The 17,210-nt window shown below is 51.7% G+C and carries 14 protein-coding genes; 7 read left to right on the top strand and 7 right to left on the bottom strand.

What is annotated here, in order from left to right:
- Positions 1-111: 111 nt before the first annotated feature.
- Positions 112-2,658, top strand: a complete 2,547-nt coding sequence (locus B156_RS0117040) for a family 20 glycosylhydrolase (protein ID WP_040585862.1) — start codon at positions 112-114, stop codon at positions 2,656-2,658.
- Positions 2,659-2,673: 15 nt separating this feature from the next.
- Here B156_RS0117040 and B156_RS0117035 read toward each other — a convergent pair whose 3' ends face one another.
- Positions 2,674-3,576 carry a histone deacetylase family protein gene (locus B156_RS0117035; RefSeq protein ID WP_018620972.1) on the bottom strand — a complete coding sequence of 301 codons (903 nt, stop codon included), beginning with the start codon at positions 3,574-3,576 and terminating at the stop codon, positions 2,674-2,676.
- Positions 3,577-3,727: 151 nt separating this feature from the next.
- Here B156_RS0117035 and B156_RS0117030 point away from each other — a divergent pair, with 151 nt between their 5' ends.
- From B156_RS0117030 to B156_RS0117020, 3 genes are all read left to right on the top strand, one after another.
- Positions 3,728-4,477 carry an SDR family oxidoreductase gene (locus B156_RS0117030; protein WP_018620971.1) on the top strand — a complete coding sequence of 250 codons (750 nt, stop codon included), beginning with the start codon at positions 3,728-3,730 and terminating at the stop codon, positions 4,475-4,477.
- Between the two features lie 433 nt (positions 4,478-4,910).
- Positions 4,911-5,894 carry an amidohydrolase family protein gene (locus B156_RS0117025; RefSeq protein ID WP_018620970.1) on the top strand — a complete coding sequence of 328 codons (984 nt, stop codon included), beginning with the start codon at positions 4,911-4,913 and terminating at the stop codon, positions 5,892-5,894.
- A gap of 275 nt (positions 5,895-6,169) precedes the next feature.
- The gene (locus tag B156_RS0117020; protein WP_018620969.1) at positions 6,170-6,805 is read left to right on the top strand and encodes a trimeric intracellular cation channel family protein; all 636 of its coding nucleotides are present in this window, start codon (positions 6,170-6,172) and stop codon (positions 6,803-6,805) included.
- A gap of 52 nt (positions 6,806-6,857) precedes the next feature.
- Here B156_RS0117020 and B156_RS0117015 read toward each other — a convergent pair whose 3' ends face one another.
- Together B156_RS0117015 and acs are read right to left on the bottom strand one after the other, a co-directional pair.
- Positions 6,858-7,727, bottom strand: a complete 870-nt coding sequence (locus B156_RS0117015) for a cation diffusion facilitator family transporter (RefSeq protein WP_026260881.1) — start codon at positions 7,725-7,727, stop codon at positions 6,858-6,860.
- Between the two features lie 338 nt (positions 7,728-8,065).
- Positions 8,066-9,961, bottom strand: a complete 1,896-nt coding sequence (acs, locus tag B156_RS0117010) for an acetate--CoA ligase (RefSeq protein WP_018620967.1) — start codon at positions 9,959-9,961, stop codon at positions 8,066-8,068.
- 168 nt (positions 9,962-10,129) lie between these two features.
- Here acs and B156_RS0117005 point away from each other — a divergent pair, with 168 nt between their 5' ends.
- From B156_RS0117005 to B156_RS0116995, 3 genes are all read left to right on the top strand, one after another.
- Positions 10,130-11,104 carry a cyanophycinase gene (locus B156_RS0117005; RefSeq protein WP_018620966.1) on the top strand — a complete coding sequence of 325 codons (975 nt, stop codon included), beginning with the start codon at positions 10,130-10,132 and terminating at the stop codon, positions 11,102-11,104.
- Positions 11,105-11,385: 281 nt separating this feature from the next.
- On the top strand, positions 11,386-11,868 hold the full coding sequence (locus tag B156_RS0117000) for a hypothetical protein (protein ID WP_018620965.1): 483 nt from the start codon (positions 11,386-11,388) through the stop codon (positions 11,866-11,868).
- Between the two features lie 93 nt (positions 11,869-11,961).
- Positions 11,962-13,446, top strand: a complete 1,485-nt coding sequence (locus tag B156_RS0116995; protein ID WP_281167513.1) for a phytoene desaturase family protein — start codon at positions 11,962-11,964, stop codon at positions 13,444-13,446.
- Positions 13,447-13,452: 6 nt separating this feature from the next.
- Here B156_RS0116995 and purQ read toward each other — a convergent pair whose 3' ends face one another.
- The 4 genes from purQ to B156_RS0116975 all read right to left on the bottom strand — a co-directional run bounded on the left by purQ (position 13,453) and on the right by B156_RS0116975 (position 17,124).
- Complete coding sequence (gene purQ, locus B156_RS0116990) at positions 13,453-14,139, bottom strand: phosphoribosylformylglycinamidine synthase subunit PurQ (protein WP_018620963.1); 687 nt, start codon at positions 14,137-14,139, stop codon at positions 13,453-13,455.
- 104 nt (positions 14,140-14,243) lie between these two features.
- On the bottom strand, positions 14,244-15,173 hold the full coding sequence (locus B156_RS0116985; protein WP_018620962.1) for a bifunctional metallophosphatase/5'-nucleotidase: 930 nt from the start codon (positions 15,171-15,173) through the stop codon (positions 14,244-14,246).
- A complete protein-coding gene (locus B156_RS0116980) occupies positions 15,151-15,891 on the bottom strand; it encodes a 5'-nucleotidase C-terminal domain-containing protein (protein ID WP_018620961.1) in 741 nt (246 codons plus the stop codon). Before B156_RS0116980 ends, B156_RS0116985 begins: the two co-directional genes overlap by 23 nt.
- 78 nt (positions 15,892-15,969) lie before the next feature.
- The gene (locus B156_RS0116975) at positions 15,970-17,124 is read right to left on the bottom strand and encodes a hypothetical protein (protein WP_018620960.1); all 1,155 of its coding nucleotides are present in this window, start codon (positions 17,122-17,124) and stop codon (positions 15,970-15,972) included.
- Between the last annotated feature and the right edge of the window lie 86 nt (positions 17,125-17,210).

Genomic DNA, 17,210 nt, shown 5'->3' with positions numbered 1-17,210 from the left:
ACGTTTTTAATCATTCTAACCGGCGGACCGGTTAGAATGATTAAAAACGTCATGATAAAATCATCCCACTTCATAAATCGTACTTATTTCAACGAAGCTTTTTTCCTTTTTATGACTATTCCGTTCACGGGTCTGCTATTCCTGAGCCTGTTATCATTCGCCAGTTGCGCCCAAAATACGTCGGATACGAAGGCAACGACAAGTACATCAGCGACCGAAACTACCACTAAGCCCCTCACCATCACCCTGGCACTGGCCGACAATACCGGCCGCTCCCGACTGGCCATGACGCTGACCAATACGGGCAATGACCCCTTACCCGCCAGCGGCTGGACATTGTATTTCAACAGTGGATCGGCAACCAGCATTGACCCGAATGTAGTCCGCGTAACGCCGGTAAATGGTGATTTTTACTCCCTCAAACCTGGCCCGGCGTTTAAAGCGATAGCCCCCGGACAGTCGGCAACGATAACCATTCAGGACCGGCACATTCGCAACCTTACCGACTTTCCTATTGGATTTTACCTGGTGTTCGATACCAATCCGGAACAGGCTTTCCCGGTGGCAATGACGGTAAGCAAGGGGAATACGTTTGATAAATCGGACCAGCAACTGGCCGAAAAAATATACGACCAGAATGCCTCGATTCAGTCAATCCCGGCTGATAAAGGGCCGAAAATTTTCCCAACGCCCGTTTCGTATCAGGAAACCGGGCAACCTTTCGTGCTGGATAAGCAGGTTGTTGTTGTAGCAGATAAAGCCTTTACCGCCGAAGCGGAGGTACTGGCCAACGCGCTGGCTACGGTAGTGGGCACAAAGCCATCCATTAGGGCGCAGGCTGCGGGAAAAAGCATCTCGCTTCGCAAAAAAGCGGGTATGGCTCCGGAAGGGTACGAGTTACAGATCAATCAGGATGGTATTACGCTGTCTGCTTCGGATGGAGCAGGGCTGTTTTACGGCATTCAGTCGCTGCAAACGCTGATGCCGCTGGATGCGGCAAAATCGGGGTCGGTGAGCCTGCCGGGTTTGGTCGTTAAAGATGCACCCCGGTTTCCGTACCGTGCCTTCATGATGGATGTAGCCCGGAATTTCCAGCCCAAATCGGAAGTACTGAAGGTGCTGGATTTGCTGGCGCTGTACAAATTCAATACCCTGCACCTGCACTTCAGCGACGATGAAGGCTGGCGGGTAGAAATACCTTCCCTACCCGAACTGACCTCCGTAGGCAGCAAACGGGCGTATTCGGCCAATCAGAAAGAAAGCATCGTACCGTCCTACGGCTCCGGACCATCGGCGAGCAACACATCCGGCACCGGTTTTTACAGCAAAGCCGACTTTGTGGAAATACTCCGGTACGCCAACGAACGGCACATAAAAGTGATTCCTGAAATTGAATCGCCCGGCCACGCCCGGGCCGCCCTGCGGGCGATGGACGCCCGTTATGAGCGACTGATGAAAACGGGCAACAAAGCCGAAGCCGAAAAATACCTGCTCCGCGACCTAACCGACAAATCCACTTACCAGTCGGTACAGGGCTGGAATGATAACGTGATCGACGTGTCGCTGCCTTCGGTTTATGCCTTTATGGAGCGCGTAGCCGACGATTTGCGGGCCATGTATAAAGAAGCGGGTGCGCCTTTGAATACGATTCATTACGGGGGCGATGAAGTGCCGAAAGGAGTATGGGAAAAGTCACCTTCCGCGCAGAAGTTGATGGCCGGTAATGCATCCATCAAAACAACGCAGGATTTGTGGGAGTACTACTTCGGCAAACTGGATAAGGCTCTCAAAAGCCGTGGCTTGTATCTGTCGGGCTGGGAAGAAATCGGATTGACAAAAGCCCTGAAAAACGGTCGGTCGATATGGGTACCGAACCCGGTATTTGCCGGTAAGAATTTCCACGTAAACGTCTGGCAAAACAGCCCGGGGTCCGGTGCCGAAGACCTCGCCTATCGACTGGCCAACGCGGGGTACAAGGTAATTCTGACACCCGTTACGCACCTGTATCTGGATTTAGCTTATAATACCTCGTCTGAGGAACCCGGTCAGTACTGGGGTGGCTACGTAGACATCGACAAGCCATTCTATTTCATCCCGTTCGATTACCTGCGCAATTTCAAGGATGACAAAACCGGCAAACTCTTCCCGGCATCCGCCATTAAAAGCCGGGAACCACTAACAGCAGCGGGCCGGGCAAACATAGTGGGCATTGAAGCGCCACTCTGGTCGGAAAAGATATTGAGTCCCGACCAACTGGAGTATAAACTGTTGCCCAAATTACTGGCCGTAGCCGAACGGGCCTGGGCCAAAGACCCCGCCTGGTCTACCGAGACTAACACCGCCAAAAGCGACCAACTGTACAACAAAGCCTGGTCTGAGTTTCTCCATACGCTGTCGGAACGGGAATTACCCCGGCTGGATACGTATGCGGGCGGCTTCCAGTACCGCATCCCCACGGCGGGTGCCAAAGTAACGTCGGGCAAACTGGCGGCCAATGTTCAGCTCCCCGGCAGTGCCATCCATTACACAACGGACGGCACTGAACCCACGGCAAGCAGCCCGATATATACAGAACCGATTGCCGCCACGGGTACCATCAAATTAAAAGTATTCAACAAAGCAGGCCGGTCGGGGCAAACGATAACGGTGGTGAACTAAAGTGCAGCAACCGACTCAAAAGAACATATCCGCTGCCAGCCGAAAGGTGTTGCAATGGGCTTCCACGATGTCGGTCAGGCGGGGGGAGTAGCCGCCCCCCATCGATACAACAAGGGGCAGGTTATGCCGGATAGCCTGCTCAAACACGAACCTGTCCCGGGTTTTGCAGCCCTCCCGGCTTACGGCCAGTTTGCCCAGCCGGTCCGACTCCAGAATATCGACCCCGGATACGTAGAAGAGGAAATCGGGCTGCACACGCTGAATCAGGCCGGGCAGGATATCGTACAACAAATTGAGGTACGCATCATCGGCCATACCCGTAGGTAATTCGATATCCAGATCCGACTGTTCTTTTTTTAGTGGGTAGTTGTCTTTCCCATGCATGCTAAACGTAAACACGCGGGGTTCCTGCTGAAACATGACCGCCGTTCCATTACCCTGATGCACATCCAGGTCGATCACCAGAATCTTACGGGCCTGACCGGTTTCCAGCAGGCAATGCGCGGCTACCCCCACATCGTTCAGCATGCAAAACCCCTCTCCCCTATCCGGAAACGCGTGGTGGGTCCCGCCTGCCACGTTCATACTTACACCATCCCGCCGGGCAATCTGTGTACCGTCTATAGTTCCCTGCGTGATAATCCATTCCCGGTCAATCAGTTCAGGGGTCAGCGGGAAGCCGATCCGGCGCATCATTTTGGAATCTACCGTACCGGTTTTCAGGGCCCCTACGTACTCAGGGGTATGAACGCCCAGCACCCACCGGTCATCCACCGGGGCCGGGGCAAAGAAATTAGCGTCCGTACAGGTGCCTTCGTACAGCAACTGTTCCTGAATCAATTCGTACTTGAGCATGGGAAACCGGTGCCCTTCAGGTAATCGTAATCGGTACACGGGTGAGAACGCAATTTGAAGCATGAAGCAATAAAATCAGGGCATCCGCTGGCAAATTAGTTTTCCCGTTGGATAAGGATACGCCTGGGTTAACGCCCTGTTTGGCCGTTCTGTTACTAATTGGCCCTGTTTGTTCGTTGGGAGGATTTACCCCTATTCGATTCAATCAACTTGTATGAAAACAGCCATTATTACCGGAGGTGGGCAGGGCATTGGCCGGGTCGTTACGCAGTATTTACTCACGCACGGCTACCGGGTAGCCATCTGGGAAGCCGATACCGAAGCTTTGTCGGAACTGCGCGAAGCATTCAAAGCCTCATCGGCCAAGCTCCTCTTCGTTTCCTGCGATGTGTCCAGTGAGAACAACGTCCGTAAAGCCGTTGAACAGACAGTCAGTCACTTCGGTCAAATCGATACGCTAATTAATAATGCAGCCATCATGATCGAAAAATCCCTCGACAAACTAACGAGTGAAGAATGGAATCGGGTAATTGGGACTAACCTGACCGGGTCCTTCCTGTGCGCCAAACACACGGCACCCCACCTGGCCAATCAGAAAGGCAGTATCATTAATATGTGCTCGACCAGGGCCTTCCAGTCGGAGCCGGACACCATCGCGTATTCGGCCAGTAAAGGTGGCATCCTGGCACTGACTCACTCACTGGCCATCAGTCTAGGCCCCGACGTTCGGGTAAACGCCATTAGCCCCGGCTGGATCGATGTGTCGGCTCTGAAGAAAAAGGGGAAAGCAAAAGCCGAAGAATTGAGCCTGGAAGACAATCTCCAGCATCCGGCAGGGCGCGTGGGCCAGGCCGACGATGTAGCCCGCATGATTCTGTTCCTGATTGCACCGGAAAACAGTTTTATTACGGGGCAGAACTTCACGGTCGATGGGGGTATGACCCGCAAGATGATTTATGTGTGATAACGACGCTTTGCTGACTGGTAACTGACTTTTACCTGATTGCCCCCCTTTTACAAAGCTCACCAGTGGACTTTGTAAAAGGGGCAATGAAATGTTCCCTCCCAAAAACACGGCGTTGAACCTGTTTAAGCATACAGTTTTGTAACTGTTCAGGTAGCCCAGTGGAAGTTTTCTCTGAGTACACTGGCAGGTTACTCGTTAGAAATCATTCAGGGTAAGTGGCGTATGTACATGAGCGAACAGTAACCCTGGAAAATAAAGGATGTATTAATTCTTTTAATTTTCTGGAGGAAATGCTCGCGCCGACTGGGTAGTAATCAGCGCTGTTTCCTGCCATCGGTGGGTTTCTACCTACTATCGCATACAGCATGGAAACTCTTCACACAGACGTAAAGATTCTTTGCGTAGTTTTGACGTAAAGAAACCCTACACTATGAAAAACCGCCTTCTTCTGGTTACCTGCCTGCTGGTATCCGGTGCTGCCGTTGCGCAGTCTGTGCCGCGCAAACCCCTGCCCATCATCGACGTGCACGTGCACGCCATGAAGGTCAATCCCAATTTCGCAGCCGATATGTGCCCGTGGTTTCTGAAAGATATGCCGGGCAGCGACCCGAATCAGCCCCCGCCGTCTTTTGTTAATACCGACTGTGTGGCTCCACTGAAAGCGGCCAAAAGTGATGCAGAAATGCAGACCGCGCTGGTCGAAACCATGCAACGGCTCAACATGACCATTATCGCCTATGGTGATGCCCAGATTTTACGAAACTGGAAAAAAGCCGCCCCCGGTCGGGTTATTGCCGGTATTGGGATTAGCTCGCCCAACGACATGAGCGTGAAAGCCTTCACGGACTCGCTTTCGTCGGGCTTTTATGAGGTAATGGGCGAGGTGGCTCCGCAATACCAGGGTCTTTCGCCCAGCGATATGTCGCTGGATGGGTATTTTGCTGCGGCTGAAAAACTAAATATTCCGGTGGGTATTCACATGGGTACGGGGGGTAACGGCATGGCCAACCTCACGCAGCCCAAATACCGGGCCTCGTTGGGCCGCCCTTTTTTGCTGGAAGACGTACTGGCCCGTCATCCCAAGATGAAAATCTGGGTGATGCACGCGGGCTACCCCATGCTGGATGAAATGATTGCGCTGATGGGGGCCAATGCCTACGTGTATGTAGACCTGGCCGGTTTCATCTGGAGTTACCCGCAGGCCGAAATTCATGCTTACCTCAAACGGCTGGTGCAGGCTGGGTTTGGGAAACGTATTCTGTACGGCACCGATTTTATGGTGTGGCCGAAGTTGTTTGAAACGTCGATTGGGCTAATCGAAAACGCGGATTATTTATCTTTCGACCAGAAACGCGACATTCTGTTCAATAATGCCGTGCGCTTTTTCCGGCTGGATGCCAGCAAATACAAGTAGCGAAGGGGTACAAACGGGCGCATACATATGTTAAAATTGGCCCGGTTTATGGCATACCAACGAAAGGAGGAATCTTATTGACCCGTTATTTAATCTTTGACAAAGTTTTGAACTTTGTCAAAGGTGGTAGCTGGTACTACTTGACCTGTAGGGACTTATTCTCATGCATCAATAAGCCTGAAACCTTTTTTTACCGGTGGGTAGTTCTCATGCAGATTTTGCTGTAATTAGTCTTGACTAATGCAGAAGGATACGGGTGTTAAGCTTCCAGAAGAATGATTGATCTACCGCAGTTTACAATCGTCATTGACTATTTGGGAACGTTCGCCTTTGCCATCAGCGGGATTCGGGCTGCCGGCGGAAAGGACTTTGATTTATTTGGAGCCTACGTAATAGGACTGGTGACTGCAACCGGTGGCGGAACACTGCGGGACATCCTGCTTGGCGTCAGACCCTTTTGGATGACCCAGCCTTCCTACCTCATTATAACCGGTGTAGCCTTGCTGGCCAGCCTGTTGTTTTCCAGCACGTTCAGGTATCTGAGTAAGGCATTCTTTCTTTTCGACGCGGTTGGGCTGGGGTTATTCGTTGTCGTGGGTATTGAAAAAACACTGGCCGCCGGTTTCCCATTTTGGGTAGCTATAACAATGGGTATGATTACGGGGTCGGTGGGCGGGGTTATCCGCGATGTGCTCGTGAACGAAGTGCCGTTGCTTTTCCGAAGGGATATTTACGCGCTGGCCTGCGTAGCCGGTGGCATTGCCTATGCACTTTGCTTCCACCTGCACGTTTCGCTCAGCTTCACAAAGATTATTGCAGCCAGCGTGGTTATTGTTATTCGGGTGTTGGCCGTTCGTTATCGCATCCGTCTTCCAGCCTTTGAAAAGGGGCGTGGCGAGCTTCAGAAATAGACGTGGCAACTGATTGCTTTAACTAGGCTAAGTTCCCTGTTGCGCTGCCTGTCTATTCGTTTGGTTCAATGTGAATCAAAACGTTCCCTAATTGTGGTATGCAATTTTGTAGCGTGTCCTTGAGCCTGTGGGCTATCTCGTGTCCGTGTTTTACAGTAATATCAGCGTCCACCGTTGCGTGCAGGTCAACGTGGTATTTCATGCCTGACTTTCTAATCAGGCATTTTTCAGTAGCTATTACTCCATCAACGTTCAGGGCCACTTTTCTGATGGTTTCGACAAGGTCATCATACAGATGCTCATCCATGATTTCGCCAAGTGCCGGTCTGAAAATCAAATAGCTGTTATACAGTATAAAACCGGAAGCAAACAAGGCCGCCCAGTCGTCGGCAGTCTCGTATCCTTCGCCAAAGTACAGGGCTATCGAAATACCAATGAACGCAGCGATGGACGTAATGGCGTCGCTTCTATGATGCCAGGCATCCGCTTTCAACGACGAACTTTGTGTCTCCCTGGCTTTTTTCATGACCAGACGGAAAGAAATTTCTTTCCAGATAATCAATGGCGCAAGAACAAGCAACGTCCATGATTTGGGTAATTCGTGGGGTGTGCCAATATTTTTAATGCTTTCGTAGGCAATGATAGTGGCAGAAGTAATCAGAAAGCCAACCACTAAAAATGTAATGAGTGGTTCGGCTCGTCCGTGCCCATAAGGATGGTTCTTGTCGGCCGGTCTGTTTGCATAGTTCAGCCCCAGCAAAACCAGAACGGATGAGAAGATATCGGTTGTGGACTCAATAGCGTCGGCAAGTAGCGCGTATGAGTTTCCAAAGAAACCCGCCAGCCCTTTCAAAATCGCCAGGCATGTATTTCCTGCTATACTAAAATAAGTTGTCCTGATGGCTGTTTGTTCGTTTGTCATCCGGAGGTTGCCTATACCGTTGAATGTGTTATGCCTTTCCGTATTGCTTTCGCTACCGGACATAACTCATTTTCTGTTTGATAGATGGTAAAGTCTTCTCTGGTTAGCAGGGGTGGCTGTGCCATAAATTTAGGTAAGATTCCCCAGTGGTCTTGGGCCGCATGTAACTCCAGAATATACGACAGCTTTGCCGTACTTTTTATATCATCCATACCAGTCATAATGTGTATGGACTTTTTAGTCAGAGGAAGTCAACGAACAGCAGGCCATCAGGCACGAAGGCGTTTGTTGACTTCCCCGGATAGTCTTATCAGAAAGTAACGGGTAGAAACTGAAAATTAAATCGCTCCTTCCTTTATTTCTTCCACCACTGCCGGGTCCAGCAGCGTGCTGGTATCGCCCAGGTTGGCCGTGTCGCCCTCGGCAATTTTGCGCAGGATACGGCGCATGATTTTCCCGGAGCGGGTTTTGGGCAATCCACTCACAAACTGAATTTTGTCGGGCTTGGCAATGGGGCCAATAACCCGGCTCACGGTGGCCAGAATATCGCGTTTGGTCAGGTCGGCATCGTGACCGTCGGGCTGCTCTTCGGTGATGACGTAGGCATAAATACCCTGTCCTTTCACGTCGTGCGGATAGCCAACCACGGCACTCTCTACCACGCCCGTGTGCATGTTGATGGCATTTTCTACTTCTGCCGTGCCAATCCGGTGACCCGATACGTTCAGCACGTCATCCACGCGGCCCGTAATGCGGTAGTAGCCGTCTTCATCCCGCAGACACCCGTCGCCGGTGAAGTACAGGCCTGGATAGGTGGCAAAATACGTTTGCCGACACCGTTCGTGGTCGCCGTAGGTCGTTCGCAGAATCCCCGGCCACGGAAACTTGATACATAGGTTACCGCTCACGCCGTTTCCTTCGATTTCTTTTCCGTTTTCGTCTACCAGGATGGGTTGCACACCCGGCAACGGCAGAGTAGCGTAAGTGGGTTTGGTTTTGGTTACCCCGGCAATGGGCGAAATCAGGATGCCGCCCGTCTCCGTTTGCCACCAGGTATCCACAATGGGGCAGCGGTTTTTACCAATGTTATCGTCGTACCAGTGCCAGGCTTCCTCATTGATGGGTTCACCCACGGAGCCCAGCACTCGCAGGCTGCTCAGGTCGTGGTTCTTCACGTAATTCAGCCCCAACCCCATCAATGATCGGATAGCAGTAGGCGCTGTGTACAGAATATTAACGTTGTGTTTATCAACAATATCCCAGAACCGCCCGGCATCCGGATAGGTGGGAATTCCTTCAAAAATCAGCGACGTAGCCCCGCAGGCCAGCGGCCCGTACACGATATAACTGTGACCGGTGATCCAGCCAATGTCGGCAGTGCAGAAAAAAACCTCCTTCTCCTGGTACTGAAACACGGTCTTGAACGTGTAGGCGGTATACACCATGTAGCCTCCGCAGGTATGCACCACGCCTTTGGGTTTACCCGTGCTGCCGGACGTGTACAGGATGAAGAGCATGTCTTCGGCATCCATTTCCTCGGCGGGGCAATCAGCCGTTACGTGCTTGAGTTCCTGTTCCCACCAGATATCCCGTCCTTTCAGCATCGCCACCGGGGTGCGGGTGCGGGTTAGTACAATCACCTTCTGAACGCTGGGGCAACCAATCAGGGCATCATCGACGGTGTTCTTCAGAGGAATCTCTTTATTACCCCGGTACGCACCATCGGCCGTTACAACCACTTTGCACTGGGCGTCGTTAATCCGGTCGGCAATACTCTGGGCCGAAAATCCTCCGAACACCACCGAGTGAACGGCGCCAACACGGGCGCAGGCCAGCACGGCAATGGCCAGTTCGGGTACCATAGGCATGTAGATACAGACTCGGTCGCCTTTGACTACCCCATTGCGTTTTAATACGTTAGCAAACCGGCATACCTGATCGTGGAGCATCCGATAGGTCAGCGTTACGCCGGCTTCGGAAGGGTCGTTGGGTTCAAAGATGATAGCGGGCTGGTCGCCCCGTTCATCGAGGTGGCGATCCAGACAGTTTTCCGTGATGTTGAGTTTACCGCCCTGAAACCATTTTATGTCGGGTTCAGTAAAGTTCCATTGCAGGGTTTTGGTCCAGGGTTTACGCCACTGGAATTCCTGCGCAATTTCGGCCCAGAATGCTTCGGGGTCAGTAACGCTTTTCTGATAAGCAGTCTGGTATTCGTCTGGGTTCTGAATAAGCATGAGTCAATAAGCAATAAGAAGAAGCGAATTACTAAAATAATGCCGTAAAAAGTAAAATTTACCCGTTATAGGAGATTAAATCAGCGGTACAACAGCTACCGGATTTATACAACATCAACGGTATTCGTTTAACTTTGATTAATCAGCTTATACAACCAGCAAACGATAATGAAAATAACGTTCTCCCTTCTATTTTTCGCCCTCATTCTAGCCACAAGACTCAGTAACGGCCAGTCCGTATCCACACCCACTATGGTTGGCCCCCAGAAAGGGTCGTTGGTCATTGTTGGTGGAGGGGCTATGGGCCCGGAAATCTGGAACCGCTTCGTTGAACTGGCTGGTGGTGTGGCTGCGGCTAATATCATCATCATTCCAACGGCGGGCGAAGATTCCTCGGCAAACTCCGCTCCCCGCGAGACCGAAAAGCTGACCAGCATGGGCGTTAAGAACATTACCATCCTGCATACCCGCGACCCTAAAGTAGCCAACCAGGAATCGTTTGTGAATCCCATCCGTACCGCTACGGGCATCTGGTTTGTAGGCGGGCGGCACTGGCGGCTGGCCGATTCCTACCTGAATACGCTGGCACAGAAGGAGTTCAACGCGCTGCTCGGCCGCGGGGGTGTTATTGGGGGCACGTCGGCGGGAGCGACCATATTAGGCTCATTCATGGTTCGGGGCGATACCAAAGGCAACTCGATTATGATTGGCGACCACACGCAGGGGCTGGATTTTATCCATAACGTTACCATCGACCAGCACGTGATGCGCCGAAACCGCCAGTTCGACCTTATCGACGTAATTAAAAGTCGTCCGGAATTGCTGGGTATTGGTATCGATGAGGGAACGGCTGTTGTTGTTCAGCAAAACACGTTCGAGGTTATTGGCGCTTCCTACGTCGGCATTTACGAAGTGGGCCAGATTGCCAGTAGCGAGAAGTTTCCTTCGGGGCAAAATAGCAGTGGCGGGCCTTTTTATTACCTGGGCAAAGGACAGAAATTCAATTTGCAAACCAGAAAACCCATTCTCAACCAGCCCCTACGCCCCACTGAGCCAGCAAAATANCCCCGCCGACACAGCCGCCTTTTGTTCGCAGTGGTTATACATCAACGTAATGCTGCGTGGACTTCGCACAGATTCTGAAACATCAATAGTTTTTCTGGCCTTATGCCTATTGTTGAGACACTTACATTCGTATATTAAGTAACACGGCACGTTATAAACTACTTTTACCATGAAAGATTTAGTTCGGTACAGGAGCTTTGACGAATTAAAAAATGATTCAGAATGTACCGACACGGACGTTGATCAAGTAAGGGAGCGTCACAAGCAGTTTGCTGAAGCAATACATTTATTGAGAAGCGAGTATGTCCATTCCAGAGAATCACCAGACGACGATGCACCTGTAAACATAAGCACAGCAAATGGACTACGTTAACAGTATCCGTCATATTTGCCATGCACTTAATAAAAACGCTGTAGACTATATGATAGTTGGTGGCACTGCCGTAGCTTTTTATAGTTATGGTAGACCATCAACAAATTCTGAGGGAGATATCTTAGGTAAGCCAGACATTGATATTTGGTACAACCCGAAGTATGAAAATTATTACCGCTTACTCGACGCTATAGAGCAACTCGGCAAGGATGTATCTGCTTACAGAGACGAGGAGCAACCCGACCCCAGGCATGCTTTCTTTAAACTATCATTCGATGAGTACACCCTTGATTTTCTGCCAAATATAAAAGCCCCGCTACCATTCTGGTCGTCCTTCAAAAAAAGGGAGGTTTTCCAATCTGATGGAGTTGAAATCTCATTTATAACCCTCGAAGAGTTAATTCAGGATAAAGAAATCAATCCCAGGCCGAAGGATATAGATGATATTCAGCAATTGAGAAGAAAATAACGGGTGCCGCACAGGCACGCAAACCAGAAAACCCGTTCTCAACCAGCCCCTACGCCCCACTGAGCCAGCGAAATAAGTTGGTGGTTAACCAATTTGCTCGCTGAACGTTGTATAGCAATGGCGAATACGAGGAGCGAATACGATGCGGTGGTGGTCGGCTCTGGCCCAAACGGGTTAAGCGCGGCTATTACGCTACAGCATGCCGGGCTTTCTGTATTAATACTTGAAGCCAAGAATACCCTTGGTGGCGGGCTGCGGTCGGCGGAGTTGACCCAACCCGGTTTTATTCACGACATTTGTTCGGCCATTCATCCGCTGGCCGTTGGTTCTCCTTTTTTTAGAAGCTTGCCCTTAGACCAGCACGGGCTGACGTTTATCAACCCTCCGCTGGCAGCGGCTCACCCATTCGACGATGGCACCGCAGCCGCTCTGCATCAATCAGTGAATGAAACAGCCCAATCGCTGGGTACCGATGCGCAGGCTTACCAGTCGTTAATGGAGCCCATTGTGCAACACTGGCCAACGATGGCGGCCGATATTCTGGGGCCACTCCATATGCCGAAGCATCCGCTGGATATGGCGACCTTTGGCCTGGATGCGATCCCCCCGGTTACCCACCTGGCAAAGCGATTCACGACCAAAGAAACCCGTGGCCTGTTGGCGGGCATGGCGGCCCACAGCATACAGCCGCTAACGAACCTGACAACATCGGCCATTGCCCTGGTGCTGCTGACCGCCGGGCACATACATAACTGGCCCATCCCAAAAGGCGGTTCTCAGACCATTGCCAATGCACTGACCGCTTATTTTCGCTCACTGGGCGGTACCATAGAAACCAGCCACCCTGTGGAATCCCTCCGGGATATCCCACCCGCAAAAGCCGTTCTGTTCGACGTTACACCAAAACAATTACTACAGATTGCCGGAAGCCGCTTCTCTACGCTTTACCGTAAACAACTGGAACGGTATCGGTACGGCATGGGTGTTTTTAAGCTTGACTGGGCGTTGGATGGCCCCATTCCCTTTAGGGCCCCCGAATGCCAGCGGGCGGGAACGATTCATTTGGGCGGCACACTGGAGGAAATCACGGCTGCCGAGCAGGCCACATCGTCGGGAAAGCATCCGGAGCGTCCGTTCGTATTACTGGCGCAGCAAAGCCTGTTCGATACCAGCCGTGCTCCGGCCGGAAAGCACACAGCCTGGGCATACTGCCACGTGCCCAATGGGTCTACGGTCGATTGCACGGACGTGATTGAAAAACAAGTGGAGCGATTCGCGCCGGGCTTCCGCGACCTAATTCTGGCCCGGCATACGATGAACACCCGGCAGATGGAAGCGTATAATTCCAACTACATCGGGGGCGATATCAACGGGGGTATCATCGATATCCGGCAGTTGTTCACTCGACCCGTCATCAGTCTGTCACCCTATAAAACGTCGGACCCGGATTTGTTTATCTGCTCCTCCTCTACCCCACCGGGTGGTGGGGTACACGGCATGTGCGGGTATCACGCAGCCCGAACCGCTCTCCACGACCGATTCGGGCTGCCGGTTTCTATCGAACTGGCAACGGGTTGATAACCCTTACACCAGTACCGCCTTTAGAATCTGGTCCATGATTAACCGGCCGTCGGTGTTACCCAACGCCGGGTCGGCCGCCCGTTCGGGGTGCGGCATCATACCAAAGACGTTCTTGCCTTTATTCGTTACACCCGCAATATTTTCCAGACTTCCGTTCGGATTGGCCGCCTGGGTAACGGCACCGGTTTCATCACAATAGCGAAATAATACCTGCTGATTATCGTTCAGGGATTTCAGCGTGTCGGCATCGGCAAAGTAGCGGCCTTCGCCGTGCGCCATCGGAATTTTGTAGGATGGTCGGTCAAGGCCGGCCGTCAGCAACGCATCGGGCGATTGAGGAGTCAGGTAAATATTTTTGCAGATATACTGCTGATTGGCATTACGAAGCAGTACGCCCGGCACCAGTCTGGCTTCGGCCAGCACCTGAAATCCGTTGCAGATGCCCATCAGGTAACCACCCCGGTTGGCGTGGGCAATCACCTCATTCATAATAGGGGAAAACCGGGCCACGGCCCCCGTGCGCAGGTAATCACCGTATGAGAAGCCACCAGGCAGGATAATAAAATCGCACCCCTGCAAATCGTGGTCTTTGTGCCAGAGTTTAACAACTTCCTGGCCCATCAGTTCCAGGGTATCGACCGCGTCCTGATCGCAGTTGGACCCGGGAAAAACAACAACGCCAAATTTCATAGAATCAAAAGAGCGAAAGAGTGAACGAATGAAAGAGTGACAATCCGGCCTACCGGATGGCGAGTTCGCTTTTCGCTCACTCACTTTTTTATCCATTGGCAAAGTTACTTCACTTCGAGGGATGTTCCGTTGTTCAGCGTGGCTTTTCCCCGCTCAAATGTCAGGTCGATGCGCCCCAGGTTAATACCTGCAAAGCCAACCTGGTTGATCCAGATGGGTTGCCCGTCCAGGTTAGTAGCCACCACGGGAGCCTCCAGAAAGGTATGCGTGTGGCCGCCAATAATCAGGTCGATGTTCCGGGTCTTGCCGGCGAGTACCACATCAGAAACCTTCGGTTCATTGTCGTATTTGTAGCCGAGGTGCGACAGGCAAATAACGTAATCGCAGGCTTCATCGCTGCGTAGTTTCGCGGCTGTGTCGTTACCCATTTCAACCGGGTTGAGGTACTTGGTTTCCCGGTAGGCATCTTTGGGAATCAGGCCTTCGGGTTGGATTCCTAAGCCGAAAACCCCCACCCGGATACCGTCTTTTTCAAACACCTGCCAGGATTTGGTTCTGCCGTCGAGCACCGTGTTTTTGAAATCGTAGTTGGCAATCAGGAGTGGGAATTTGGCTTTCCCAAACTGCGTCACCATGTTGTCGATACCTCCGTCGAAATCGTGATTGCCGATGGTACCAGCGTCGTAGCCCAATCGATTCATGGCCAGAATTTCGGGTTCGCCTTTGTACAGGTTGAAGTAGGGCGTTCCCTGAAAAATATCACCTGCGTCGAACAGGAGCGAATTGGGGCTTTCCTGCCGGATTTTTTGTATGAGTGTGGCCCGCCGGGCTACTCCCCCTTTCCCCGCATTGCGACTGCCATCCATCGGAAACGGATCCAGCCGACTGTGTACATCATTGGTGTGCAGGATGGTCAGTAAGGCGTTTTTACTGGTTGCTTTATTTCCGAGCACATCCGGTGCCACCGCACCAATGACAGCGGCTGTGCCCAGCAATTTGAGAAACTGGCGTCTATTCGATGCTAATGCGTCCATCAGAAACAGGAGTAATGGGTTGACCGGATTTGCCCTGTTGCCGGAAATAGTCGATCAGGGCATCCCGAATAAGATAGTTTATGTTTTCCCGCCGAATGGCGTTTTTAAGAAAATCGGCATTATCGCCCCCATCCGCAATATAATCACTCATGGCAACGACGTAGGTCTCATTCGGCTGGAGCGTTCGGCCATTGGTAAATGTTACCGACTGCACTTTACCCTCATGAATTTTAGTCCGTAAGCCACCCACCACCAGCTTGTTGCCAGCCGAAAAATGGTTCAGTAACTGATACACCATATCACCGGTGAGGGTTAGTACGACCAACTGATTATCAAACGGCATTACCTCAAAAATAGAGCCGGTCGTGATGTTCCCTTCGGGCAAATTGTTTCGGATACCGCCAAAGTTCAGGTGCGAAAAATCAACCGGTTTGCCATAACGCAGAGACGCCTGTTGCAACAGGGCATCGGTCAATAAGTCATTCAGCGGGCCATCGGGCTGGCCTTTTTCAATGCGGCCGGTGGTGCGGGTCAGCACCTCGTTCATGGTCCGGTCAAGTCCCTGCCGGTACGGTTGCAGGAAGTTAGCAACACTCGTGTCGGCAGTAGCCGTCAGAGAATCGACTCCGATTCGGTTAGCCGTTCGATTGGCGAGGTGATACCCGGAATGACAGGCCGACAAACCAGCCAGCGCTACCAGCAGCAAATAATTCTTCATATGTGTCAGCAAGTTCGGAAACTCCCCGCAATCTTGTAGTAATAAATCGCCAGAAAGGGATAGGCAGACCGAAAAGACCTATATTATTTTGCCCGATTTAGCCGGCAGAGCAACCGTTGTATGGTGGGGCAGGTAATTTACTTTGCGTGTCCGACCGAAGCCGCCAAAGCCTACCTGTAGATTTAGCAGCCCCCCCGAAAAAGGCTTTGCGTTCAAAATAGGGCTGTACGATACTTTCGTTCGTATAAACAGGAAGCTATCGTCCGAATGATCGGGTTTACGGGTATTATCGCCCAGCTTAAAATCAAACACGATCCCGGCGGTGGGCATGTGGCTCACCAGCGACAGACCCCTGTAGCGTTCATCACTTCGGTCTCGTGCCGCCAGGTCGAGCAGTAAGTAGCCAACATAAGGCATTAGCCGGATACGTGGCACATCAAGTACAACCTGCCCCAGGCCCACCTCCAGTAGCCTGGGCCTAACGGGTAAATCTTTGTCCCAGGTCTGATTCTGATGGGAGAACCCGGCGCGAAGGGTACCCGTGTACAAAGTCGGGTGTACCATCAGTATCGTCTGTCGGAGGGCTATATCGATGCCGAAAGCAATTCCCCCCGCCGGGCTGAATGTTTGTGCCAATGGGCCGGTGGCCAGAATTCCCCCTCCGCCAACGAACATCCCGAAACCAATTTTCGACGAATGATACGTGCTCACTAAATCCGGTACGTCGTGCAGTCGCTGCACAATTTGTTTTTCCCAGCGTTCGAGTGCCAATACATCGTCTCCCCCGCCCGTTTCGGACCGGAACCGGTTTACTTCATCGCCTAGTTCAGAATTAGTCAGGTATTCAATTTGCCGGGCACGTTGTTTAAATCGCCGGTCAAATCCGAGGGCAATCAGTTTGGCCTTCATCTGTCGGGTATGCACCTCTACCAGATCGAACAGGACCTGATTATACACCAGCGTCCGTTCATTCTGAGCCGTTTTTGATACCCACGACATATTCCGGAACATGAGGCAAAACGACTCAATGGCTGGCTGGCCAAAAAGCGATGTGGGGTGTACTTCGTAGCCAATCTGATAATAAAACTCGGAGCCACCCAAGCCGGGTTGGGTTGGCGAGTGGAAATCCGACAGTTGCAACCGTCGGGTGGCGCTCCAGTGCAGCGTATCAATCGTCACCTGACCTAAAACAGCCAGTGGAGATAATAGCAGCACGAGGAGTAGTAATTTCATGGTTAGGCGTCGTTTCCTTGTTCAATACTAACAATTTTTACGCAAAAAAGCGCGGTTCCATTGCCGGAACCGCGCTTTTCATTCTA

This window comes from Spirosoma luteum DSM 19990 (assembly GCF_000374065.1).
Taxonomy (GTDB): domain Bacteria; phylum Bacteroidota; class Bacteroidia; order Cytophagales; family Spirosomataceae; genus Spirosoma; species Spirosoma luteum.
The sequence above is the reverse complement of the archived record's forward strand: the minus strand, read 5'-3'. Positions and strand labels throughout refer to the sequence as shown.

Coding starts and splice junctions, on each gene's coding strand:
- B156_RS0117040 (WP_040585862.1), top strand. CDS start 112: ATGACTATTCCGTTCACGGGTCTGCTATTCCTGAGCCTGTTATCATTC.
- B156_RS0117035 (WP_018620972.1), bottom strand. CDS start 3,576: ATGCTTCAAATTGCGTTCTCACCCGTGTACCGATTACGATTACCTGAA.
- B156_RS0117030 (WP_018620971.1), top strand. CDS start 3,728: ATGAAAACAGCCATTATTACCGGAGGTGGGCAGGGCATTGGCCGGGTC.
- B156_RS0117025 (WP_018620970.1), top strand. CDS start 4,911: ATGAAAAACCGCCTTCTTCTGGTTACCTGCCTGCTGGTATCCGGTGCT.
- B156_RS0117020 (WP_018620969.1), top strand. CDS start 6,170: ATGATTGATCTACCGCAGTTTACAATCGTCATTGACTATTTGGGAACG.
- B156_RS0117015 (WP_026260881.1), bottom strand. CDS start 7,727: ATGACAAACGAACAAACAGCCATCAGGACAACTTATTTTAGTATAGCA.
- acs (WP_018620967.1), bottom strand. CDS start 9,961: ATGCTTATTCAGAACCCAGACGAATACCAGACTGCTTATCAGAAAAGC.
- B156_RS0117000 (WP_018620965.1), top strand. CDS start 11,386: ATGGACTACGTTAACAGTATCCGTCATATTTGCCATGCACTTAATAAA.
- purQ (WP_018620963.1), bottom strand. CDS start 14,139: ATGAAATTTGGCGTTGTTGTTTTTCCCGGGTCCAACTGCGATCAGGAC.
- B156_RS0116985 (WP_018620962.1), bottom strand. CDS start 15,173: ATGGACGCATTAGCATCGAATAGACGCCAGTTTCTCAAATTGCTGGGC.
- B156_RS0116980 (WP_018620961.1), bottom strand. CDS start 15,891: ATGAAGAATTATTTGCTGCTGGTAGCGCTGGCTGGTTTGTCGGCCTGT.
- B156_RS0116975 (WP_018620960.1), bottom strand. CDS start 17,124: ATGAAATTACTACTCCTCGTGCTGCTATTATCTCCACTGGCTGTTTTA.